17 protein-coding genes are annotated in these 23119 nt (G+C 74.0%); 9 read left to right on the top strand and 8 right to left on the bottom strand.

The features are described 5' to 3' along the window. Positions 1 to 12: 12 nt before the first annotated feature. The 7 genes from KSNIM_RS08750 to KSNIM_RS08720 all read right to left on the bottom strand — a co-directional run bounded on the left by KSNIM_RS08750 (position 13) and on the right by KSNIM_RS08720 (position 8646). Positions 13 to 1134, bottom strand: coding sequence for a nitric oxide synthase oxygenase (locus KSNIM_RS08750; RefSeq protein WP_263107874.1), 1122 nt, complete (start codon positions 1132 to 1134; stop codon positions 13 to 15). Between the two features lie 261 nt (positions 1135 to 1395). After that, positions 1396 to 2844 (bottom strand): sugar porter family MFS transporter, encoded by a 1449-nt coding sequence (locus KSNIM_RS08745; protein ID WP_263102657.1) that lies wholly within the window; start codon positions 2842 to 2844, stop codon positions 1396 to 1398. Between the two features lie 112 nt (positions 2845 to 2956). After that, entirely contained in the window at positions 2957 to 3928 is a 972-nt protein-coding gene (egtD, locus tag KSNIM_RS08740; protein ID WP_263102656.1) for an L-histidine N(alpha)-methyltransferase, read from the bottom strand. After that, positions 3925 to 4773, bottom strand: coding sequence for an ergothioneine biosynthesis protein EgtC (gene egtC, locus KSNIM_RS08735; RefSeq protein WP_263102655.1), 849 nt, complete (start codon positions 4771 to 4773; stop codon positions 3925 to 3927). Before egtC ends, egtD begins: the two co-directional genes overlap by 4 nt. Further along, on the bottom strand, positions 4773 to 6104 hold the full coding sequence (gene egtB, locus KSNIM_RS08730) for an ergothioneine biosynthesis protein EgtB (RefSeq protein ID WP_411543677.1): 1332 nt from the start codon (positions 6102 to 6104) through the stop codon (positions 4773 to 4775). Before egtB ends, egtC begins: the two co-directional genes overlap by 1 nt. Continuing rightward, positions 6098 to 7372 (bottom strand): ergothioneine biosynthesis glutamate--cysteine ligase EgtA, encoded by a 1275-nt coding sequence (egtA, locus tag KSNIM_RS08725; RefSeq protein WP_263102654.1) that lies wholly within the window; start codon positions 7370 to 7372, stop codon positions 6098 to 6100. The genes egtB and egtA overlap by 7 nt, the downstream gene beginning before the upstream one ends. 143 nt (positions 7373 to 7515) lie before the next feature. Next, positions 7516 to 8646: an aminotransferase class I/II-fold pyridoxal phosphate-dependent enzyme gene (locus KSNIM_RS08720; RefSeq protein ID WP_263102653.1), complete on the bottom strand. Its 1131-nt coding sequence runs from the start codon at positions 8644 to 8646 to the stop codon at positions 7516 to 7518. A 391-nt stretch (positions 8647 to 9037) separates the two neighbouring features. On the opposite strand from KSNIM_RS08720, the gene KSNIM_RS08715 reads away from it, so the two are divergent. Next, positions 9038 to 11263, top strand: coding sequence for a glycoside hydrolase family 6 protein (locus KSNIM_RS08715; protein ID WP_263107872.1), 2226 nt, complete (start codon positions 9038 to 9040; stop codon positions 11261 to 11263). 114 nt (positions 11264 to 11377) lie between these two features. Here KSNIM_RS08715 and KSNIM_RS08710 read toward each other — a convergent pair whose 3' ends face one another. Continuing rightward, on the bottom strand, positions 11378 to 13144 hold the full coding sequence (locus tag KSNIM_RS08710) for a glycoside hydrolase family 15 protein (protein ID WP_263102652.1): 1767 nt from the start codon (positions 13142 to 13144) through the stop codon (positions 11378 to 11380). 165 nt (positions 13145 to 13309) lie between these two features. Here KSNIM_RS08710 and KSNIM_RS08705 point away from each other — a divergent pair, with 165 nt between their 5' ends. The 8 genes from KSNIM_RS08705 (at position 13310) to KSNIM_RS08670 (ending at position 23059) form a co-directional block, all read left to right on the top strand. Further along, entirely contained in the window at positions 13310 to 14116 is an 807-nt protein-coding gene (locus KSNIM_RS08705) for an SAM-dependent methyltransferase (RefSeq protein WP_263102651.1), read from the top strand. Continuing rightward, entirely contained in the window at positions 14113 to 16239 is a 2127-nt protein-coding gene (locus tag KSNIM_RS08700; RefSeq protein ID WP_263102650.1) for a putative bifunctional diguanylate cyclase/phosphodiesterase, read from the top strand. The genes KSNIM_RS08705 and KSNIM_RS08700 overlap by 4 nt, the downstream gene beginning before the upstream one ends. 297 nt (positions 16240 to 16536) lie before the next feature. Continuing rightward, the gene (locus KSNIM_RS08695; protein WP_263102649.1) at positions 16537 to 17373 is read left to right on the top strand and encodes a glycosyltransferase family 2 protein; all 837 of its coding nucleotides are present in this window, start codon (positions 16537 to 16539) and stop codon (positions 17371 to 17373) included. Continuing rightward, positions 17370 to 18683: a glycosyltransferase gene (locus KSNIM_RS08690; RefSeq protein WP_263102648.1), complete on the top strand. Its 1314-nt coding sequence runs from the start codon at positions 17370 to 17372 to the stop codon at positions 18681 to 18683. Before KSNIM_RS08695 ends, KSNIM_RS08690 begins: the two co-directional genes overlap by 4 nt. A gap of 5 nt (positions 18684 to 18688) precedes the next feature. Beyond that, complete coding sequence (locus KSNIM_RS08685) at positions 18689 to 19909, top strand: glycosyltransferase family 2 protein (protein ID WP_263102647.1); 1221 nt, start codon at positions 18689 to 18691, stop codon at positions 19907 to 19909. Next, entirely contained in the window at positions 19906 to 21282 is a 1377-nt protein-coding gene (locus KSNIM_RS08680) for a lipopolysaccharide biosynthesis protein (RefSeq protein ID WP_263102646.1), read from the top strand. Before KSNIM_RS08685 ends, KSNIM_RS08680 begins: the two co-directional genes overlap by 4 nt. After that, the gene (locus tag KSNIM_RS08675) at positions 21279 to 22250 is read left to right on the top strand and encodes a glycosyltransferase family 2 protein (protein ID WP_263102645.1); all 972 of its coding nucleotides are present in this window, start codon (positions 21279 to 21281) and stop codon (positions 22248 to 22250) included. Before KSNIM_RS08680 ends, KSNIM_RS08675 begins: the two co-directional genes overlap by 4 nt. Further along, positions 22247 to 23059, top strand: a complete 813-nt coding sequence (locus KSNIM_RS08670; RefSeq protein ID WP_263102644.1) for a polysaccharide deacetylase family protein — start codon at positions 22247 to 22249, stop codon at positions 23057 to 23059. The genes KSNIM_RS08675 and KSNIM_RS08670 overlap by 4 nt, the downstream gene beginning before the upstream one ends. Positions 23060 to 23119: the final 60 nt, after the last annotated feature.

Genomic DNA, 23119 nt, shown 5'->3' with positions numbered 1-23119 from the left:
GCTCGCCCCCGCTCAGGTCGCCCCCTGTTCCCTCGCCAGGAAGGCCGGCCGCAGGTCCGGATCCACCGGGTCGTAGTACCGGTGGTACACCGGCGTCAGCCCGCCCGAGACCGGCGGCACGATCCAGCTCCAGTCCGTCGGTGTGGGCCGGCCGTGCCGCTGCTCCCGCGCGACGTGCGCGAGGAACCGCGCCGACTCCGTGTGATGGTCCGCCATCGTCACCCCCGCCTGCTCGTACGAGTGCAGGACCGCCACGTTCAGCTCGACGAGCGCCCGGTCGCGCCAGAGCGTCCGCTCCGACCCGGTGTCGAGGCCGAGCCGCCGCCCCACCTCGCCGAGCATGTCGTACCGGTCGGCGTCGGCCAGGTTCCGGGCGCCGATCTCGGTGCCCATGTACCAGCCGTTGAACGGCGCCGCCGGGTAGCGGACGCCGCCGATCTCCAGGGTCATGTCGCTGATCGCGGGCACGGCGTACCAGCGCAGGCCGAGCCCCTCGAACCAGGCGTGCTCGGGGTGCCGCAGCGGCACCTCCAGCACCGCGTCGTCGGGCAGCTCGTACCAGTACGGCTCCTCGCCCGGCCGGTCGCGGATTATCAGCGGCAGCACGTCGAAGCGGTCCTCGCCACTCTTCCAGCCGAGCCCGCGGGCCCGTTCGGCGAGGGCGGCGCCCGCCGGGTCGCCGGTCCAGCCGCCGTCCCCGTCGGGGTGGCCGGCGTAGCGGACGAGCTGCTGGTTGAGGATACGCGGGGCGGGGCGACCCGGCCGGTCCGGTGCGAAGACGGAGATCACCGGGCGGATCCGGCCGCCGTTGGTGGCGGTCCGCAGGTGCTCGAAGCACTCCTCGGCCATCGCGTCCGGGGTGTCGACGTGGCGCAGGTCGCGGACGACCAGGCTGCGCCAGTAGAGGCGGCCGATGCACCGGGCGGCGTTGCGCCAGGCCAGCCGGGCGCCGAAGGCGAGCTCCTCGGGGGTGTGCCGGTAGCTGCCGGTCCGTTCGATCTCGGCGAGCACCCGGCGGACCCGCGGTGCGGGGTCGCCGGTGCCCGGCTGCTCCCGGTGGAACTGGCGGACGAAGGCGACGGCCTCTCCCACCAGCGCCTCCGCCGGCGCCGGCTCGACGGGTGCCGGGGCCACGGGCGGCTGGGGCGCGTGCTGGTGGGCGTAGGGGCAGACCGCGGCGGGTCTGCGGGTGGTGCGAATCCGACGGAAGATCAAGGACACATCCCTCCCTGGCGTCATGGGTACCGGATGTCCCGGGCCGTGCGCGGAGAGTGCGCGATTGTGCCGCGTCCCGAAGCGGCGACCGCTAAGGTGCCCCGCCTCCGCCCGGCGCAGCCGGCCGCACACGGCGAAGGGGCGCCCGCAGGCAGCGGACGCCCCTCGACTCCCGGTGGTTCAGCCCATGTCCTCCAGCCGGATGCCCTTGGTCTCCTTCATGAAGCGCGCCACGAAGACGATCGAGCCGAGCGCGAAGGCCGCGTACAGGGCGTAGGTGGCCGAGAGGTTCCAGCGGGACATCGCCGGGAACGACACGGTGATCGCCCAGTTGGCCAGCCACTGTGCCGAGGCCGCGACCGAGAGGGCGGCGGCGCGGATCCGGTTGGGGAACATCTCGCCGAGCATCACCCAGACGACGACGCCCCAGGAGAGCGCGAAGAACAGCACGAACAGGTTGGCCGAGACCAGCGCCACGGTGCCCTGGAGGTCCGGCAGGGTCACGTCGTCGCCGGTGCCGGTGGCGGAGGAGAAGGCCCAGGCGGCGGCGCCGAGGGTGACGGCCATGCCGGCCGAGCCGATCAGGGCGAGCGGCTTGCGGCCGATCCGGTCCACCAGCAGGACGGCGATCGCGGTACCGGCGATGTTGATCACCGAGCCGATGAAGCTGATCATCAGCGAGTTGCTCTGGTCGATGCCGACGGACTGCCAGAGGATCGACGAGTAGTAGAAGATCACGTTGATGCCGACGAGCTGCTGGAACACCGAGAGGCCGATGCCGACCCAGACGATCGGCAGCAGGCCGGCCCGGCCGCCGAGCAGGTCGCGGAAGCGCGGCCGGTGGTCGGAGGCGATCAGGCCGCGGATCTCGGCGATCCGGGCCTCGGTGTCCGTCCCGTCGCCCTCGACCTCGCGGAGCACGGAGCGGGCCTCGTCCAGCCGCCCGGCGGAGATCAGGAAGCGCGGGGACTCCGGGATCATCGCCGACATCACGAAGTAGAGCGCCGCCGGCAGCACGCAGATGCCGAGCATCCACTGCCAGGCCTCCAGGCCGAGCAGGCTGCCCCGGGTGTCGCCGTCCGCGGCCTCGGCGAGCAGCCAGTTCACCAGCTGGGAGACGGCGATGCCGAGCACGATGGCCGCCTGCTGGAAGGAGGCGAGCCGGCCGCGGTACCGGGTCGGGGCGACCTCGGCGATGTAGGTCGGGGCGATCACCGAGGCGATGCCGATCGCGGCGCCGCCGAGCACGCGCCAGGCGGCGAGGTCCCAGGCGGAGAAGGGCAGCATCGAGCCGGCGGCGCTGAGCGCGAAGAGCACGGCCGCGGCCTTCATCACCCGGATCCGGCCGTACCGGTCGGCGAACCGGCCGGCCAGCGCGGCACCCACCGCGGAGCCGAGCAGTGCGGAGGAGACGATCAGCCCGGTGACGCCGTCCCCGATCCCGAACCGGGCCTGGATGCCGGAGACGGCGCCGTTGATCACCGAGCTGTCGTAGCCGAACAGGAAGCCGCCGAGCGCGGCCGCCGCCGTGATGAAGACCACGAAGCCGAGCCGGTCCGGAGACTGCGCGCGGGCCGCTACGGGCTGTTGGGTGACGCTCACGATCTCTGACTCCTGTGTACTCGACATTGAGAGAGGCGTCAGGATCGTACCCCCGGCTTGTTCATCACATGTACGCACTATCCGGACAATGGGGCAAACGTCCGCCGGGTACTGTTCAAGAGCTGAATTGTATGAGGATTCAGACGGGCTCCGAGAGCGACAGCCCGAAGCGCCCCGCGGCGTCCGTCCACCAGTGCGTCAGCCGCATCCCGGCCGCCGCCAGCTCGTCCGCCACCCGCTCGCGGCGGAACTTCGCGGAAACCTCCGTGCGCAGCTCCTCGCCCGCCTCGAAGTGCACCGGCATGTCCAGCGCCGGGATCTTCACCGTCTGGTCGCGGACGGAGCGCAGCCGCATCTCGATCCACTCCTGCTCGGCGTCCCAGAGCGCCACGTGCTCGAAGGCGTCCGCGTCGAAGTCGGCGTCCAGCTCCCGGTCGAGCACGTTCAGCACGTTCTTGTTGAACTCCGCCGTCACCCCGGCCGCGTCGTCGTACGCGGCGACCAGCACCGCCGGGTCCTTCACCAGGTCGGTGCCGAGCAGCAGTGCGTCGCCCGGCTCCAGGGCCGCCCGCAGCGTGCGCAGGAAGCCGGCCCGCTCGGCGGGCACGAAGTTGCCGAGTGTGCCGCCGAGGAAGGCCACCAGTCTCGGCCCGCCGCCCGGCGGCAGGCCGAGACCCCGGGTGAAGTCGGAGAGCACCGCGTGCACGTCGGTGCCCGGGTAGTCGGCGATCAGTGCCCTCCCCGCGGCTTCCAGGGCGCTCTCGCTGACGTCCACCGGCACGTACGCCCGAAGGCTGCCGATCCCGTTCAGCGCGTCCAGCAGCAGCCGGGTCTTCTCGGAGGAGCCGGACCCGAGCTCCACCAGGGTGCGGGCCCGGCTGAGTGCGGCGATCTCCGCGGCCCGGTCGGTCAGGATCTCCCGCTCGGCCCGGGTCGGGTAGTACTCGGGCAGCCGGGTGATCTCCTCGAACAGTTCGCTGCCCCGCGCGTCGTAGAACCACTTCGGCGGCAGCCACTTGGGACTCGCGGTCAGGCCCCGCTGCACGTCGTGCCGTAGTGCGTGGCTGAAGTGGTCGGCGGGCAGCAGGCGGGTCAGGTCGAAGGTGCTCACGGCGAGTCGTCCTCTCGCGTCGGGCGGCCGGCCGCGGGTGCGGGCCGGTCGCTCTCCTCCTCGGTGCGCCCCGGTCGGGCGGACTCCTGTGCAGCGGGCGCCGGTTCGGCGCGGTCGATGGGGTGCAGCGCCACGCCGGCCGGCCCGGCGAGCAGCAGCGTGCGGTCGGGGACCTCGATCCAGCCGGGTTCGTCGTCGTACGGCTCCGAGGCGACGACCACGCCCGGTCCGGCGCGGTGGAACAGCGTGTCGCCCCAGGCCGTCGCGGCGATCGACGTCCCGTCGGTGACGAGCAGGTTGAGCCGGGCGTCGCCGTACTTGGCGGCCTCCCGGACGGTGTCGGCCAGGGCCTCGCCGAGCTCGGCGCCGGTGCGCAGCCGGGCCAGCAGCAGCGCCCACAGCAGGGCCGAGTCGCTGCGCGCCTCCAGCGCCATCAGGTCGGCCGGCGGCAGGGTGGCGGCGAGCGGGCCGTACCGCTCGGGCCAGCCGGGCAGGGCGCCGTTGTGGCTGAACAGCAGCCGCCCGGCGGCGAACGGTGCGGCGGCGGCCTCGCCCGGCGCGCAGCCCGCGGTGGCCGAGCGGACGGCGGCGAGCAGGGCCCGGGTGCGCACCACCCGGGCGAGGTCGGCGAGGTTCTCGTCCGCCCAGACCGGCCCGGACCGCCGGTAGCGGGCGGGCCGCTCGTCGCCCGCCGCGTACCAGCCGATCCCGAAGCCGTCGGCGTTCACCGTGCCGTACCGCTGCCGCCGGGGTGCCCAGGACTGCCGGACGAGCCCGTACGGCGGGTCGAACAGCAGGGCGCCGAGGGGCAGTTCACCGCCGAGGTAGGCGAGGTGGCGGCACATCAGGCGTCCTCCGTGCCGTTGGCGGAGCGGGCGGTTCGGAAGCCGGCGAAGATCTGCCGCCGGACCGGGTAGTCCCAGTTGCGGAAGGTGCCCCGGCAGGCGACGGGCGCCACCGCGAACGAGCCACCGCGCAGCACCTTGTACTCCGGGCCGAAGAACACCTCGGAGTACTCCTTGTACGGCCAGGCGGTGAAGCCGGGGTAGGGCAGGAAGTCACTCGCCGTCCACTCCCAGACGTCGCCGATCAGCTGCCAGGCGCCGCAGGGGGCGGTGCCCGCCGGGTAACTGCCGGCCGGGGCGGGCTGCAGGTGCCGCTGGCCGAGATTGGCGTGCTCGGCGGCGGGCGGCCCGTCACCCCAGGGGTAGCGCCGGGAGCGGCCGGAGGCCGGGTCGAAGCGGGCGGCCTTCTCCCACTCCGCCTCGGTGGGCAGCCGCCGCCCGGCCCAGCGGGCGTACGCGTCGGCCTCGTACCAGCTCACGTGCAGCACCGGCTCGTCCGGCGGGACGGGTTCGACGGTGCCGAACCGGCGGCGCAGCCACTGGCCGCCGTCCCGGCTCCAGAAGAGCGGTGCGACCAGGCCGGCCTGCATCCGGTGCTCCCAGCCGGCCGGCGTCCACCAGCGCGGCTCCCGGTAGCCGCCGTCCTCGACGAAGGCGAGGTACGCCGCGTTGGTGACGGGGACGGTGTCCAGCCAGTAGGCGGACAGCTCGACCTGGTGCGCGGGCCGCTCGTTGTCCAGTGCCCACGGCTCGGTGTCGGTGCCCATGGTGAACGGGCCGGCCGGAACGAGGACTTCGGCGGGCAGCTGCTCGTCGGCGGCGGCCGGCGGGGGAGGGGCGGCCAGCACGGCGGCGCCCTGCCGCAGCTGATGGGTGATCAGCATCGTCTCGTCGTGCTGCTGCTCGTGCTGGGCGATCATCCCGAAGGCGAAGCCGGCGTCCAGCAGCGGCGCGCCCTCCAGCGGACTGGCCTCCAGCAAATCGAGGACCCGGCCGCGGACCTCGTGCGCATAGCGCCGGGCCTCGTCGGGCGGCAGCAGCGGCAGGCTGGGCCGTTCGGCCCGCGGGTGCTCGAAGGCGTCGTAGAGCGGGTCGATCTCGGGGTGCATCGGGTCGTGGCCGCCGACGTTGCGCAGCAGCCACAGCTCCTCCTGGTTGCCGATGTGCGCCAGGTCCCAGACCAGCGGCGACATCAAGGGGGAGTGCTGGGCGGTGAGGTCGTGGTCGTCCACGCAGCCGGTGAGCCCGGCCGTGCGGTCGCGGGCGGCCAGCAGCTCGGTGGCGATCGCCTCGCGGAGCGTCGCCGGATCGGTGCGGTCGGCGTTCAGCACGGTGCGTCCTCCTCGACGGCGGGGCGGCGGCCCGCGCGCACGGCGTCCAGCTGGTCGTCGGCCGGGCAGCGGCCCCGCGCGGGGTAACGGTCGGCGTACTCGGTCAGGGCACGGCGCAGGCCGGCGGTGTCGGGCACGCGGGCGAGCGCCCGCTCGGCGGCGGCGAAGCAGGCGAGCGCGGCCTGCCGCAGTTCCGGGTCGGCGGTGGCGAGGGCGGCGGCCCGCCGCCAGAGGCTGCAGCGCGGCGGCGGCAGCGCCCGGTCGTGGCCGAGCGGCTCCAACGCGGCGAGCGCCGCGTCGGTGGCCTCCGGGTCGTCGAGCAGCGCGGTCACCAGGGCGAGCGGTACGAGCCAGCCGTCGCCGGGCTGCGCGTCGATCATCCGCAGTTCCAGGTGGCCGCGCGGCCGGACGGGCGGGAAGAGCGTGGTGCGGTGGTACTCGAGGTCGGCCAGGGTGGCGGGCCGCTCGCCCGCGCCGCGCAGCCACTGCCGGAAGGTGAGGCCCGGCGGCGCCGTCCAGGGCCGGCCCTCGGGCCGGCGGACGCACAGCACCTCGGCGTCCAGCACGTACCGGGCCCAGGCCTCGCGCGGGTCGCCGTCGGGCGGCGGCGCGAGGGTGCGGGTCGGGTCCATCCGGGACCACACCACCTGCCGGCTGGACCGGAAGCCGGTCGGCCGGCCGTCCAGCAGCGGCGAGTTGGCGAAGGCGGCGACCAGCACCGGGCCGAGCCGGTGGACGAGCCGCCAGCGGCGGGCGACGGCGGCCTCGGTGCCGGCGTCCACGCAGACCTGCACCGACGCGGTGCCGGTCATCATGATCCGGCCCCAGGGCCCGGCGCGGTCGAAGAAGGTCTGCATCGCGCGGTAGCGGGGGTGTTCGGCCTGCATCCGGCGGGCCCGGCCGAGCGGGTCGGTGCCGCTGCCGGTGAGCCGCAGACCCTGGCCGGCGAGAGCGGTGCGCAGGGCGGCCTGGTCGCGCAGCAGGTCGGCGGCGCAGGCGGCAGGGGAGTCGGCGGGCCGGGAGCTGAGCTCGACCTGGCCGCCGGGTTCCCTGGTGAAGCGGGAGCCCGCCGGGAAGCGCGGGCCGTCGTGGTCCTCGGGCAGGTCCGCGAGGGCCGCCGCGGTGCGGGCGGGGTCGACCGGCCGCTCGGGACATCGGCTGTCGTGGACGAACCACTCGGCCTCGACACCCACCAGGGCGGGAGGCCCGATCTTGAAACAGATTCCGGCCAGATGGGTTTCGGCGGACGCCTCGGTCAGCGGCGTCACGCTGGGTGTCTGATCGATGCGGTCGGTGCTTCGCTGCGGACGGACGGGTATCACCGGACTCACCATCCCTCGGTACGCGGTTGCGGCCCGGTATTTCCTGCTCAGTCTGCTACGGGGCAAACATCGCCGCCGCTCAACGCAGGTCAGGAGCGTGCCAGTCGGTGCAGCGCGCACTCCAGCCGCGGTAGCGGCAGGGCGTAGTTGAGCCGGAGCAGCCCTGGTCGGGGCGCGCCGAAGTCCGAACCGTCCGCCAGCTCCACGTCACGCTCCGTCATCGCCGCCTCCCTCGCCCGTTCGGGTGGCAGACCGAGGACGGCCCCGTCCAGCCACATCAGGTACGAGGCCTGCGGGCGGGCGAGCACGGCCGGGCCGAGCGCCGCCAAGGCGAGGTCCCGGGCGGTGGCCAGGTGCCGCAGCAGGCCGTCCAGCCAGTCGTCCCCCGCGGTCAGGGCGGCGCGCTGGACGATCTGCTCCAGCAGTCCGCCCTCCCAGATCCCGAGTGCGGCGGCCCGTTCGCGGACCTGCGCGCGCAGACCGCCGTCCGGCACCAGCAGCCAACAGCTGGGGACGCCCGAGGTGTTGAAGGTCTTGCCGACCGATCCCACGGTCACCGTGTGCCCGGCCGCGGCCGGATCGGCGACGGCCGCCGCGACCGGGTGGCGCAGGCCGTGGTCGGGGTGGATGAGGTCGCCGTGCACCTCGTCCGAGACCAGCAGGCCGTCCTCGGCGGCGGCGAGCGCGGCCAGCGCGCCGATCTCGGCGGCCGTGCGCAGCCGTCCGGTCGGGTTGTGCGGACTGCTGACCAGCACCACCCCGGGGCGCTGCGCCGCGAAGCGGTCGACGGGCAGTCCGAACGGGTCCTCGGCGCGGCCGAGCGGGACGGTGGCGAAGGGCAGGCCGGCGGCGGCGCACAGGCCGGCGAAGCCGCCCCACTCGGGCGCCGCCGCGACGGCCGTCCGGCCGCGCATCCGCGGAGCGGCGGCGTCGAGCAGCAGCCGCATCGCGGTGCGCGGGCCGCAGGGCAGGCAGAGCACCCACGCCGGGTCCACGGCCGCGCCGTGCCGGCGGCGGTACCAGTCGGCGACCAGCCGCGGCCCGTCCGGATCGGCCACCGTGTAGCCGAACGCAGGATGGCGGGCCCGCGCGGCCAGGGCGGCACCGATCGCGGCGGGGCCGGGGAGATCCATGTCGGCGAGACCGAGCGCGATCCGGCCCCGGCCGGCGCGGGCCCACTTGCTGCTGCCCGTCCCGGTGCGGTCGAAGGACTCCGTCACCACTGCTCCCTCCCTCCGGCCGGCGGGCGGCGCCCGCCCCTGCACGCCAAGGGTGCGGCACCCGCGCGCCCGGGGCGCGGTGCTCGCGTTCGCAGCATGTCCAAAGAGGGAGCGCTCCCACGGCAGTTGACGATTCGCATCGTCAACTCCGTCCGATGCCTTGACGGGGCATGGCCTTCGTGGCTTGATATCCCATGAGCTCAGGGCCTAGCCCTGAAGCGCGGGTTGAGAAGTCCCGCTGCTCCGACGACTCGTCGACCAAGCTCCGAGTGTTCCATCGACGTATCGTCGATCCCCGGTAAGTGGGAGCGCTCCCACCAGGTGACTCCCTCCGATGCACGTCAGGGTCCCTCCCCCACCCGAAAGGACTCCGTAAGTGCCTTCCCCCATCATGCGGCGTCTGCGCACGTCGGCCGCGGCCGCGGCGCTGGGCGTCGCAGCCGTGCTGCCGCTCGCGACGGCCGTCCAGCCCGCCGCCGCGGCCGAGGCCAAGCTCGACAACCCGTATGCCGGCGCCAAGGTCTATGTGAACCCGGACTGGTCCGCCAAGGCCGCCGCCGAGCCGGGCGGTTCCGCGGTCGCCAATCAGCCGACCTTCGTCTGGATGGACCGGATTGCCGCGATCAGCGGCTCCTCCGCGGCCAAGGGCCTGCGGGCCCACCTGGACACCGCCCTCGCCCAGGGCGCCAACCTGGTACAGATCGTCATCTACGACCTGCCCGGCCGCGACTGCTCCGCCCTCGCCTCCAACGGCGAACTCGGCGCCACCGAGATCGGCCGCTACAAGACCGAGTACATCGACCCGATCGCCGCGATCATGTCGGACTCCAAGTACGCGGGCCTGCGGATCGTCAACGTCATCGAGCCCGACTCGCTGCCGAACCTGGTCACCAACGCCGGCGGCACCGCCGGTTCGACCGACGCCTGCGCCACCATGAAGGCGAACGGCAACTACGAGGCCGGCGTCGGCTACGCACTGCACACCCTGGGCGCGATCCCGAACGTCTACAACTACCTCGACGCCGCGCACCACGGCTGGCTCGGCTGGGACTCCAACATGGGCCCCGCCGCCACCGAGTTCAAGAAGGCCGCCACCACCGGCGGCGCCACCGTCAACGACGTGGCCGGCTTCATCGTCAACACCGCCAACTACAGCGCGCTGACGGAGCCGTACTTCAAGGTCACCGACTCGGTGAACGGCACCACCGTGCGCCAGTCCAAGTGGGTCGACTGGAACTACTACGTCGACGAGCTGTCCTTCGCCCAGGCGCTGCGCACCAAGCTGGTCGGCGAGGGCTTCAACAGCAGCATCGGCATGCTGATCGACACCTCCCGCAACGGCTGGGGCGGCGCCGCCCGTCCGGCCGGTCCGGGCCCGCTGACCTCCGTCGACGACTACGTCAACGGCAGCCGGGTCGACCGCCGCATCCACGCCGGCAACTGGTGCAACCAGAGCGGTGCCGGCCTCGGCGAGCGCCCGACCACCGCGCCCGCGACGGGCATCGACGCCTACGTGTGGGCCAAGCCCCCGGGTGAGTCCGACGGCGCGAGCCAGGCGATCGCGAACGACGAGGGCAAGGGCTTCGACCGGATGTGCGACCCGACCTACACGGGCAACGGTCGCAACGGCAACAGCATGTCCGGCGCCCTGCCGAACTCGCCGCTCGCCGGTGCCTGGTTCTCCGCGCAGTTCCAGCAGCTGCTGGCCAACGCCTACCCGCCCGTCACCGGCGGTACCACCGACACCCAGGCGCCGACCGCTCCGAGCGGTCTGACCTCGCCGGCGAAGACCTCCGGCAGCGTCACGCTGTCCTGGACGGCCTCCACCGACAACGTCGGCGTCACCGGGTACGACGTGTACCGCGGTGGCGCGCTGGTCGGCTCGTCGGCGACCACGTCGTTCACCGACACCGGTCTTGCCGCCTCGACGGCGTACAGCTACACGGTGAAGGCGAAGGACGCGGCGGGCAACGTCTCGGCGGCCTCCGCGACGCTCTCCGTCACCACCTCGGCCGGCGGCACCGCCGACACCCAGGCGCCGACCGCTCCGAGCGGTCTGACCTCGCCGGCGAAGACCTCCGGCAGCGTCACGCTGTCCTGGACGGCCTCCACCGACAACGTCGGCGTCACCGGGTACGACGTGTACCGCGGTGGCGCGCTGGTCGGCTCGTCGGCGACCACGTCGTTCACCGACACCGGTCTTGCCGCCTCGACGGCGTACAGCTACACGGTGAAGGCGAAGGACGCGGCGGGCAACGTCTCGGCGGCCTCCGCGGCGCTCTCCGTCACCACCTCGGCCGGCGGCACCGGTTCCGGCTGCACCGCCACCTACAAGGTGAGCAGCGACTGGGGCGCCGGCTTCAACGCCGACGTCACCGTCACCAACAACGGCACCACGGCGATCAACGGCTGGAAGGTCACCTGGACCTTCGGCGGCCAGCAGAAGATCTCCAACCTCTGGAACGGCAGCTACACCCAGTCCGGCCAGGCGGTGACCGTCACCAACGCGGCCTACAACGGCGCGATCGGGGCCGGCGGCTCGGCGGGCTTCGGCTTCGGTGCGACCAACTCGGGCGGCAGCAACGCCGTCCCGACGCTGACCTGCACCGCGCTGTGACCCGCCCCGCGAGCTGATCGCGGCCCCCGGGCGGCCGATCCCACGGCGGTGGGATCGGCCGCCCTTGTGCATGAGTGACCCATCAGGCGCTGCGGCAACAGCCCGGGGGCTTCCTCACCGCGAGGCCAGTTCGAAGGCGGAGTTGACCAGTGCCACGTGGCTGAACGCCTGCGGCATGTTGCCCAGTTGGCGTCCCGAGTGCGGGTCCCACTCCTCGGCCAGCAGCCCGACGTCGTTGCCGAGCGAGACCAGGCGGACGAACAGCTCGCGGGCCTCGCCGGCGCGGCCGATCGCACCGAGGGCGTCCGCCAGCCAGAACGAGCAGGCGAGGAAGGCGCCTTCGGCGCCGGGCAGGCCGTCCGCGCGGGAGCCCACCGAGTAGCGCCGGATCAGCCCGCCGTGGTCCAGCCCGGCGCGGACGGCGTCCACCGTGCGCACCACCCGCGGGTCGTCCGGCGGCAGGAAGCCGCTCTTCACCACGAACAGCGTGGCGGCGTCCAGGTCCTGCCCGCCGTAGTCCTGGACGAACAGGCCGCGGCGGCGGTCCACGCCGTTCTCGCAGACGTCCGCGTGGACGGCGTCGCGCATCTCCCGCCAGCGGTCCACCGGGGCGGGCAGGCCGGTGAGTTCGGCCATCTTCAGGGCGCGGTCGGCGGCGACCCAGGCCATCACCTTGGAGTGCACGAAGTGCCGGCGGGCACCGCGTACCTCCCACAGGCCCTCGTCGGGTTCCGTCCAGTGCTTCTCCAGGTAGGCCATGAGCGTCCGCAGCAGGCTCCAGACCTGGCGCTCCATCGGGATCCCGGCCTGCAGGGCGAGGTGCATGGTGTCCACCACCTCGCCGTAGACGTCGAGTTGGAGCTGCCGGACGGCGACGTTGCCGAACCGGACGGGGGTCGAGCCGTTGTAGCCGGGCAGCCAGTCGGCCTCGATCTCGGGCAGTCCGCGCTCGCCCGCCACGCCGTAGACGGCCTGCAGGTCGCCCGGGTCGCCGGCGATCGCCCGCAGCAGCCACTTGCGCCAGGCGGCCGCCTCCTCGCGGAAGCCGCCGCGCAGCAGTGCGGAGAGGGTGAGGCTGGAGTCGCGCAGCCAGCAGAAGCGGTAGTCCCAGTTGCGTTCGCCGCCGAGCACCTCGGGCAGCGAGGCGGTGGGGGCGGCGACGATCCCGCCGGTCGGCTCGTAGGCGAGCGCCTTGAGGGTGATCAGCGAGCGCAGTACGGCGCGGTGCCACTCGCCGCGGTAGTGGCAGTCCGACGCCCAGCGCTCCCAGCCGTCCAGGGTGCCGGCCAGTGCCTGCGCCGGGTCGGCTCGCGGCGGCGCGTGCAGGTGGGAGGGCTGCCAGGTGAGCACGAAGGGCACCTGCTCGCCGGCGGAGACGGTGAAGTCGGAGGCGGTCGAGCCGTCGTCGCCGTAGGTGTGCACCCCGGCGGGCACCCGCAGCCAGGCGGAGTCCGGGCCGGCGACGGCGACCCGGTGGTGCTCGGTGCGGCGCACCCAGGGGTCGACCCGGCCGTAGTTGAACCGCAGCCGCAGTTCGCCGCGCATCGGGACGGTGCCGCTGACGCCCTCGACGATCCGCACCAGCTGCGGGACGCGGTCGCGCTGCGGCATGAAGTCGAGCACCCGCACGGTGCCCTCGGGAGTGGCCCAGACCGATTCCAGGACGAGGCTGTCGCCGAGGTAGCGCCGTCGGGTGCAGTCGCCGCCGGAGGCGGGCGCGAGCCGCCACGCGCCGTGCCGGCGGTCGCCGAGCAGCCCGGCGAAGCAGCTGGGGGAGTCGAAGCGCGGCAGGCAGAGCCAATCGACCGAACCGTCGCGGCCCACCAGGGCGGCGGTTTGGAGGTCACCGATGAGGGCGTAGTCCTCGATGCGTCCGGCCATCGGGACCATTCTCCGCCGAAGGCGTCAGGAACCGCGCGGCGTAAGGAAATCCCGGGACGCGGACGAAGGGAGCCGGGAACTCCCGTTCCGCTTGCAAGGAAGATCAGATCATAGGAAAATCATGTCGAGTTGTTGGCTTTTTCCTGAACCGGAGGGGGTGCCGTCATGCGGCAACCGAACTGGGTGCCCGCCGGAACAGACCTCGAGAAGCCCAACGCGGCCCGCATGTACGACTACTACCTCGGCGGCTCGCACAACTTCGAGGCGGACCGGCAGATGGCCCGCAAGGCCGTCGAACTCTGGCCGGAACTGCCGCAGATCATGCGGGCCAACCGGGCCTTCCTGCGGCGGGCCGTCCAGCACCTCGCCGAGTCCGGCATCACCCGGTTCCTGGACATCGGCTCCGGGATCCCCACCTTCGGTCCCGTCCACGAGGCCGCCCGCCGGGTCGCTCCCGGCGCGCGCGTGGTCTACGTCGACAACGACCCGGTCGCCGTGGCGCACAGCCGCATGCTGCTGGAGGACGACGTGCTGAGCAGCGTCGTCCAGGCCGACCTGCGGTACGTCGACGACCTGCTCGCCCGTCCCGAGGTGAGCCGGCTGCTCGCGGAAGGCGAGCCGGTCGCGGTGCTGCTGGTCGCCGTGCTGCATTTCGTGCCGGACTCCGACGACCCGCACAAGCTGGTCGCGGCGCTGCGCGACGCGCTGCCGCCCGGCAGCGCCCTGGTGCTCTCGCACGCCTCCCTGGAGGGCCGCCCCGACCAGGCCGGCGCCCACCAGGACCTCTACCGGCGGACCCCGACCCCGCTCACCATGCGCGGCCGGGAGGCCATCGAGGCCTTCTTCGACGGCTTCGAGCTGGCCGAGCCCGGGGTCGTCTACCTCCCCGAGTGGCGTCCGGACGATCCGCAGGCGGTCGGCCCGCATCCGGAGCGGATGACGGGCCTGGCCGGCGTCGGACGACTGCCGTGAGCGGCGGGCTGCCGGTGGGGGCCGGCAGCACCGAGGGGCTGCGCGGGGAGTGGGCCCGCCTCCTCGGCGGCAACCACGGGGCTGCGGTCCACCCGCGGGTCGTCGACAGCCTCGTCGACCGCACCGCCGAGCTGCTCGACCGGGCCCGCCGCGCCCGGCCGTTCGACCCCGCCCCGGCCCGGCAGGCCGGTGCGATGCTCGTCGACGCGCACTTCACCGACCCGGAGCTGCTGGCCCGGGCGGTCGAGATCCTGCACCGGCAGCCCGCCGCCGACGGCGTCGGCCCGATGCTCGCCGGCGCCTTCGCGGCCGGCTGGGCCGCGGCCCTGCGCGAGCGGACGCTGCGCGAGCAGGAGGCGATCCGGCTGGCGGCGGACACCGCCCGGCACGGCGTCGAGCGCGCCCTGCGCGAGTCCGAGGCCCGCTTCCGGGCACTGTTCGAGAGCGCGGCGATCGGCATCGGCATCGGCGACGTCGAGGGCAACATCCTGGCCGTGAACAAGGCCATCGGGGAGATCTTCGGCGTGGGCCCGGAGGACATGTCCGGCCGCCGGGTCGGCGACCTCGTCCACCCCGAGGACACCCCGGGCGTCTGGGAGGCCTACGGCGACCTCATCAGCGGCAAGCGCGAGTACTTCCAGGTCGACAAGCCCTACTACCGGCACGACGGCGAGGTGGTCTGGACCCACCTGACCGTCTCGCTGATCCGCGACGCCGACGGCGTGCCCAAGTACCAGGTCGCCATGCTGGAGGACATCACCGACCGCTACCGTCTGCAGGAGCGGCTGCGCCACCAGGCCACCCACGACCCGCTCACCGGCCTGCCCAACCGGGCCGCGTTCTTCGAACGGCTGGAGCGGCTCTTCGAGGAGCCGGAGCCGGGTGCCCGGTTCGGCCTGTGCTACGTCGACCTCGACGGCTTCAAGGTGGTCAACGACAGCCTCGGCCACGACATGGGCGACCAGCTGCTCACCGCGGTCGCCAGCCGGCTGGACGCCGCGCTCACCCCGCTCGGCCACATGGTCGCCCGACTGGGCGGCGACGAGTTCGTGGTGCTGCTGGAGAACTGCCGGGGCGAGCAGGAGGCGGTGGCCGCGGCCAAGACGGTGCTCGCCGCCCTGGCCAAGCCCGTGATCGTCGGCGACCACAAGCTCGCGGTCGGCGCCAGCGTGGGCGTCCTCGAGCGGAGGGTCGCCACCACCACCCCGGGCGCCGCCGTGCGGGCCGCCGACCTGACGCTCTATCGGGCCAAGGAGGCCGGCCGCGGCCGCTGGACGCTGTTCGATCCGAAGGAGAACGCCCGCGCGGTCAGCCGGTACGCCGTGTCCGTGCGGATGCCGTCCGCGCTGGACCGCGGAGAGTTCTTCATCGACTACCAGCCGCTGGTCAACCTCGCCGACGGGTCGCTCGCCGCGGTGGAGGCGCTGGTGCGCTGGCGCCACCCGCAGCTCGGTGTGCTGGGGCCCGAGGAGTTCGTCGGCACCGCCGAGGAGACCGGTCTGATCATGCCGCTCGGCCGGTGGGTGCTGGAGCAGGCCTGCGGCCAGGCGGCCGACTGGGTGGCCCGGTTCGGTGACCGGGCCCCGCAGCTGAACGTCAACCTGGCGGTCCGTCAGGCCCGCAACGCCGGACTGGTCGCCGACCTCGACCGTATCCTGCGCACGAGCGGTCTGCAGCCCGGGAAGCTGCAGCTGGAGATCACCGAGTCCACCGTGGTCGGCCCCGAGGACGAGGCGCTCAAGTCGCTGCACGGCCTGGTCGACCTCGGCGTGTCGCTGGCCGTGGACGACTTCGGCACCGGCTGGTCGAACCTCGCCTACCTGCGCGACCTGCCGGTCTCCGGGCTGAAGATCGCCGGCTCCTTCGTCGGCGACCTGCACGACCCGGCCAAGGACACCCACCTCGGCTGGCGGATCGTCAGCGGACTCGTCTCGCTCGCCCACACCCTCGGGCTGACCGTCACCGCGGAGGGCGTGGAGAACCGCGCCGACGCCGAGCGGCTGCGGCTGATGGGCTGCGACTGGGCGCAGGGCTGGCACTTCGGCCGCCCCGTCCGCCCCGGCGAGATCGCCCGCCGGATCGCCGAGGCCAACCTGCCGGAGGCGGTCGACCTCACCGAGTGAGGGGCCGTCGACTGCCCGTCGAGAATTAAGGCAATTCAGACAAAACCCTCCAAAATCCTTGACTCGGTGTGACCGCCGTGAGGATGATGGCTCCAACCGGTACCGCTACGGCGGGATGCCAGGTACCGGCCGTCACCGTCGGCGCTCCGTGCGCCCGAGACGACCGACGCATTCCGAGGGTTTGGCCCGGGGGGCTCACCGAGGCCGCGGGGGACGCAGCCCGAGCGTCGTTGATCCGTCTCCACCCCGTTCCGCGGGCACCCGTGTGCCCTGCCGCCTCCCGAGAGGCCGCTCGCGATGAGCACCACCGCGTCTTCCGACCCCCAACAGCCGTACCCGACGCCCAACGGCCGACCCAGGCGGCGCTCCAGCGACCGCCAGACCCAGCCGCAGCCGCAGCCGATGCGCAGGGCCGGGGACGTCCCCGCCCGGCACACCGTCAGCCTGGTCGTCCCGGCCCACAACGAGGCCCGCAACATCCCCTGGGTGTTCGAGCAGATCCCCCGCTGTGTCGACGAGGTCATCCTGGTGGACGGCTCGTCCAGTGACGCCACCCTCGCCATGGCCCGGCACTGCCTGCCGACCGTGCGCAGCGTCCAGCAGACCGGCCCCGGCAAGGGCAACGCCCTGCGCACCGGCTTCGCCGCCGCCACCGGCGACTACATCGTCATGATGGACGCCGACGGCTCCATGTGGCCCGGCGAGATCCCGCACTACCTGCACTTCCTCGACAACGGGTACGACTTCGTGAAGGGGTCGCGCTGCATCGCCGGCGGCGGCTCCCTCGACCTCACCCGTATCCGCTCACTCGGCAACCGCGCCCTGCTCGCCGTGGTCAACCGGCTCTACCACACGATGCTGACCGACCTCTGCTACGGCTACTGCGCGTTCCGCCGCAGCTTCCTGGACGAACTCCGGCTGCGCTCCTCCGGCTTCGAGATCGAGGCCGAGATGATCGCGCACGCCCTCCGCTCGGGTCTGCGCATCGCAGAGGTCCCGAGCCTCGAACTTCCCCGCCGCAGCGGTCGCTCGCACCTCCACGCCGTCTCCGACGGTCGACGGGTGTTGCGGACGCTGATCGCCGAGCGTCCCGGCGCACGGTCCGCGGCGCCCGTTGCCGTGGGGGAGCGATGATGAATGGCTACGACCGGCGCACCCCGGCAGCCTGCCCGCGCCCAGCCGCCCGCGAATCGCTCTACACCCCCGTCCGGGTGGTCGAGCTGGACCTGGACGAGCCCGGGAGGCTGCACGCGCCCGGCGGTCTCGGCCCCGTCGACCCGGACGGCCGCGTGTTGGCGTTGGTGCGGCTGCACGGACACCCGCTCGGGTTGGTCCAGGCCACCGGCACAGCAGGCGATCCCGCCACGCTGCGTCGGGCGCTGGTCGAAGCCGCTCACCGGGAACTGCGCGTTCCCGCCCTGTCCACCGCGACACCCGCGGCGCGTCCCCGCCGGACCGGGCCGCCGCGGGTGCCAGCGGGCTCGCCGACCGTCACCGTGGTGGTCTGCACCCGCAACCGGCCGCAGTCGCTCCGCACCTGCCTCGACTCGCTGCTGCGCACCGACTACCCGTACGTCGAGGTGGTCGTGGTCGACAACGCGCCGGTCGGCACCGCCACCCGCGACCTGATCGAGGCGCGCTACTCCGACCAGGTCCGCTACGTCTGCGAGCCGCTCCCCGGCCTCGCCCGGGCGCGGAACGCCGGGCTCGCCGCGGCCCGCGGCGACGTCTGCGCCTTCGCCGACGACGACCTGGTGATCGACCGGGGCTGGGTGGCCGCCCTCGCCGAACCGTTCCGGGCCGACGACCGGATCGGCTGTGTCACCGGCCTGGTGCTGCCCGCCGAGCTCGACACCGCCGCCCAGGCCGTGCTGGAGCGCTACGGCGGCTACTCCCGCGGCTTCGCCGCCCGCAGCTGGTCGCTGCGCGAGAAGGACGCCGACCCGCTCCTGCGGTTCTCCGTCGGCCGGTTCGGCTCCGGCGCCAACATGGCCTTCCGTACCGACCTGCTGCGCGCCGTCGGCGGCTTCGACCCGGCCACCGGCGCCGGCACCCCGGCCCGCGGGGGCGAGGAGCTCTACGCCTTCTTCTCCGTCTACAACGGCGGCCACGACATCGCCTACCAGCCGGAGGCCATCGTCTGGCACCGCCACCCGCGCACCGACGAGGCGCTGGCCCGGCAGATCTTCAACTTCGGCGTCGGCTTCGGCGCCTACCTGACCGCCGCGGTCGCCCACCGGCCCGACGTACTCGCCGACCTGCTCCGCCGCCTGCCGCAGGGCCTGTGGCGCTGGCAGGCCGTCCACCGCCGGCGCGCCGCCGAGGGCTGCGGGCCCGAGCCGGTGCCGGGCCTCGGCCGCCGGGAGTTCCGCGGCCTGCTGTACGGCCCGTTCTCCTACCTCTACACCGTCTGGCACCAGCGCGGCGCCCGAACCGGAGAGTGATCACCATGACCGCCGCCACCGCGCTGCCCGACCCGCCGGCCGCGATCGTCGACCTCGACCTCGCCCACCCCCAGGACCTCCGCGTCCCCGGCGGAGCGGCCGCCCCGCCGCCGGCCGGCGGACCCGTCCTCGCCCTGGTGCGGCGGCACGGCCGGCCGCTCGGCCTGGTCACCGCGACCGCGGCCCCCGGGGACACCTCCGGTCTGCGGGCCGCCCTGCTCACCGCCGGCACCGCGCTCGGCGCCACCCCGGCCGCCCCGCCGGCGGCGGCCCCGCTGCCCACGCTCACCGTGATCATCTGCACCCGCGACCGCACCGACCTGCTGCCGCGCTGCCTGGACGCGCTGCTGCGGGCCGCACCCGAGGGCGCCGAACTGCTGCTGGTCGACAACGCGCCCACCGACCTCACCACCCGCGACCTGGTGCGCGACCGCTACGGCGACCGCATCCGCTACCTGCACGAACCGGTGCCCGGCCTCGCGCGGGCCCGCAACACCGGCCTGGCCGCCGCCACCGGCGAGGTGTGCGCCTTCACCGACGACGACGCCCTGCCCGACCCCGGCTGGCTGCACGCCCTGCTGGCGACCTTCCGCAGCGATCCCCGGATCGGCTGCGTCACCGGCCTGGTGCTGCCCGCCGAGCTGGACACCCCCGCCCAGGCGGCGTTCGAACGCCACTGCGGCTTCTCCCGCGGCTTCGCCCCGCGCACCTGGTCGCTCGCCGACCAGGGCGGCGACCCGCCCGTCCCCTACACGGTCAGCCGCTTCGGCACCGGCGCCAACATGGCCTTCCGGACGGAGGCTCTGCGCGCCATCGGCGGCTTCGACCAGGCCACCGGGGCCGGCACTCCGACCCGCGGCGGCGAGGACCTGCTCGCCTTCCTGCGGGTGCTCACCGCCGGACGCCTCGTCGCCTACGCGCCCGACGCACTCGTCTGGCACCGCCACCGCCGCACCCCGGCCGCGCTGCGCTCCCAGGTCTACGGCTTCGGCGTCGGCTACGGCGCCTACCTGGCCGCCGCCGTCGTCCAGCGCCCCGCGCTGCTCGCCGACCTCCTCCGCGGCCTGCCGAAAGCCCTGCCGATGGCCCCGGGCCGCCGCCGCAACAGCGCCGCGTCCCCGCGCGAACTCGTCCGACTGCACCGCCGGGGGCTGCTGGTCGGACCGCTCAGCTACCTCTACAGCCGCGGACGCCAGCGCACCCTGCCCGCCGGGACGCAGCCGTGATCACCGAACTCGTCTCCCGCCGCGCCACGGGCCCCCGCCCCTGCTCGTGCCCGCTGCCGCTGCCCTGCGAGTGCTCGTACGCCACCCTGCTGCGTGCCCGCGTCCGGGCCGTCACCCGCCGGACGGCGGGCGAGCCCCTGCTGCGCAACGGGCACATCCTGGCCGCCAGCGCCGTGCTCTCGGCCGCGCTGGGCTCGCTGTTCTGGATCTTCGCGACCCGCTGGTACAGCGCGGAGACCGTCGGCACCAGCTACGCGGCGCTGTCGGTGGCCGCCCTGATGTCCGGCGTCGGCCGGTTCAACCTCGGCGACGTCCTCGTCCGGTTCGTCCCCCGGGCCGGCCGGCACACCCGGCGGCTGGTGCTGCGCTGCTACGCGATCAGCGGCGGGCTCAGCGCCCTCGCCGCCTGCGGCTTCCTGCTGCTGATCCCGGTCGTCGCCCCCAGCCTGGACTTCCTGCGCGCGCCGCTGCTCGGCACCGCCTTCGTCATCGCCGCCGCCGGCTACTCGATCTTCGACCTCCAGGACGGCGCCCTCACCGGCCTGCGCCGCACCGGCTGGGTGCTCGGCGAGAACATGATCTTCGCCGCCGCCAAGGCCGCCGCCCTCGCGATCTGCGCGGCCCTCGCCGTCGGCACCGGCATCCTCACCTCCTGGGCCGTCGCCCTGCTGCTGTCGATCGTCGTCACCAACACGGTGCTGTTCCGCCGGGCCATCCCCGCCCACGAGCACGCCGACCGCACGGGCGCGCCCATGCCGCGCCGGCTGATGCGCTACGCCACCGCCGACTACCTCGGCAAGCTCGCCGCCATCACCACCTACGCCGTGCTGCCGCTGATGGTGCTCGCCCAGCTCGGGGCGGCCCAGAACGCCTACTACTCGCTGGCCTGGATCATCGCCGACACCTTCGACATCGCCGTCTTCAGCATGGGCGCCTCCCTCGTCGTCGAGGGCGCCCACCGGCCCGACCGGCTCCCCGAACTCGCCCGGCGGATGCTCCGCCACGCCGGCCTGCTGGTCGCCGCCGCCACCGCCGTCGTGGTCGCCGCCGCGCCGTGGATCCTCGGCCTCTTCGGCCCCGGCTACGCCGCGCACGGCACCCCGGTGCTCCGGCTGATGGCGATCGCCTCGCTGCCGACCGTCCTGATCACCGTCGCCATCGACGTCGCGCGGGTCCGCCGCAACCTGCGGCGGCTGATCGGCCTCCAGGTCGCCCACTGCGTGCTGGTCATCGGCCTCACCGCCGTACTGCTCCCGGTGTACGGACTCACCGGGGTCGGACTCGCCTGGCTGCTCGCCTGCTGCGCCGTCGCCGTGCCGTTGCTGCTGACAATGCCACGCTGGATGAAGGCGCCCGAAAGGAGGACGGCATGACCACCGCCCCGCCCGCCGCGCGGACCACGCTGTCCGTCGTCATCTGCGCCTACACCCTGGACCGCTGGGACGACCTGTGCGCCGCCGTGGACTCCGTCCGCGGCCAGCGCCGGCCGCCGGAGGAACTGGTCCTGGTCGTCGACCACTGCCCCGAACTCGCCCGCCGCGCCGAGCAGCACTGGCCCGGAGTCCGGGTGCTGCCCAACGAGCAGCGCCGCGGCCTGTCCGGTGCACGGAACACCGGCGTCCGCGCCGTCGGCGGCGACGTGGTCGCCTTCCTCGACGACGACGCGGTGGCGGCACCCGACTGGGCCGACCGCCTGCTCGACGGCTACCGCGACCCGGCGGTGCTCGGCGTCGGCGGGTACGTCCGGCCGCGCTGGGAGACCGGCAGGCCCGCGTGGTTCCCCGGAGAGTTCGACTGGGTGGTCGGCTGCTCCTACCTGGGCCTGCCCGAACGGCCCGCGACGATCCGCAACTTCACCGGCGCCAACATGTCCTTCCGGCGCGCCGAGGCGGTCTCGGCCGGCGGCTTCCGGCTCGACCTCGGCCGGATCGGCACCCGACCGGTCGGCTGCGAGGAGACCGAGTTCTGCCTGCGGCTGGCCGCCCGCCACCCGGACGCACAGCTGCGCTACGACCCGGCCGCGGTCGTCCACCACCACGTGCCGCCCGGCCGCGCCACCTGGGCGTACTTCCGGGCCCGCTGCTACGCCGAGGGCCGCTCCAAGGCCGTCGTCGCCCGGCACACCGGACCGCGCCCCGCGCTCGCCTCCGAGCGGCGCTACCTGCGGCACACCCTGCCCGCCGCCGTGCTGCGCCACCTGCGCCGGGCCGACCTCCGCTCCGCGGGCGCGCTCTGCGCCGGGGCGGGAATCACCCTGCTGGGCTACACCGTGGGCCGCGCAGCCCTGCTGCTGCCCCGGCCGTCCGTGGCCGTCCTCCGGTCGGCGAGGAGCCCGCGATGAGAGCCGTCCCCGTCTTCCTGTACCACTCCGTCTCGGAGGACCCGCCGGACTGGATCGCGCCCTACACGGTCTCCCCGAAGACCTTCCGCGAGCAGCTCGACCGGATCGCCGACGCCGGCCTGACCGTCGTCCCGCTGCGCCGGCTGGTCGCCACCCTGCACGGCGGGCCCGCGCTGCCCGCCAACGCCGCGGTGCTCACCTTCGACGACGGCTTCGCCGACTTCTACTGGACGGTCGCCCCGATCCTCACCGAGCGCGGCCTGCCCGCCACCCTGTACGTGACGGTCGGCGCCATCCACCCGCCCGGCGGCGAGCCCACCGGCAGCCTGCTGCCCGACTCGCGCATGCTCAACTGGCGCCAGGTCGGCACCCTCGACGCGGTCGGCGTGGAGATCGGCGGCCACTCCCAGACGCACGCCCAGCTCGACACGGTCTACGGCCAGCGCCGCACCGACGAGATCGTCGGCAGCAAGAAGCGGCTGGAGGACGCGGTGGGGCATTCGGTGACCGCCTTCGCGTACCCGCACGGCTACTCCAGCCCCGCCGTCCGCCGCCAGGTCCGCGCCGCGGGCTGGACCTCGGCGACCGCCGTCGAGAACAAGTTCAGCTCCGCCACCGACGACCCGATGCGGATCTGCCGGCTGATGGTCCGCAGCGACACCCCGGACAGCGTCTTCGACGACTGGACGGCCGGCCGCGGCAGCCGCATCGGCCCGATCCGGGAGAGCCTCTACACCCGCGGCTGGCGGTCCTACCGCAGGTTCACCCGCTTCATCGGCGCCCCGGTCGGCGGTCCGCCCAAGGACTGACCCTGCGCCCGAGGCGCCACCCCCCCCGTGACACGCCACCAGCCCGGAGAGGGCCCACCG

It is taken from the genome of Kitasatospora sp. DSM 101779 (assembly GCF_025655475.1).
GTDB lineage: Bacteria > Actinomycetota > Actinomycetes > Streptomycetales > Streptomycetaceae > Kitasatospora.
This window is presented reverse-complemented; position numbering and strand designations above follow the sequence as displayed.

Bases quoted from the DNA above. Each gene is read 5' to 3' on its own strand.
- KSNIM_RS08710 (WP_263102652.1), bottom strand. From the start codon at position 13,144: ATGGCCGGACGCATCGAGGACTACGCCCTCATCGGTGACCTCCAAACC.
- KSNIM_RS08695 (WP_263102649.1), top strand. From the start codon at position 16,537: ATGAGCACCACCGCGTCTTCCGACCCCCAACAGCCGTACCCGACGCCC.
- egtC (WP_263102655.1), bottom strand. From the start codon at position 4,773: ATGTGCCGCCACCTCGCCTACCTCGGCGGTGAACTGCCCCTCGGCGCC.
- KSNIM_RS08745 (WP_263102657.1), bottom strand. From the start codon at position 2,844: ATGTCGAGTACACAGGAGTCAGAGATCGTGAGCGTCACCCAACAGCCC.
- KSNIM_RS08690 (WP_263102648.1), top strand. From the start codon at position 17,370: ATGATGAATGGCTACGACCGGCGCACCCCGGCAGCCTGCCCGCGCCCA.
- KSNIM_RS08715 (WP_263107872.1), top strand. From the start codon at position 9,038: ATGCGGCGTCTGCGCACGTCGGCCGCGGCCGCGGCGCTGGGCGTCGCA.
- KSNIM_RS08670 (WP_263102644.1), top strand. From the start codon at position 22,247: ATGAGAGCCGTCCCCGTCTTCCTGTACCACTCCGTCTCGGAGGACCCG.
- KSNIM_RS08675 (WP_263102645.1), top strand. From the start codon at position 21,279: ATGACCACCGCCCCGCCCGCCGCGCGGACCACGCTGTCCGTCGTCATC.
- KSNIM_RS08705 (WP_263102651.1), top strand. From the start codon at position 13,310: ATGCGGCAACCGAACTGGGTGCCCGCCGGAACAGACCTCGAGAAGCCC.
- KSNIM_RS08685 (WP_263102647.1), top strand. From the start codon at position 18,689: ATGACCGCCGCCACCGCGCTGCCCGACCCGCCGGCCGCGATCGTCGAC.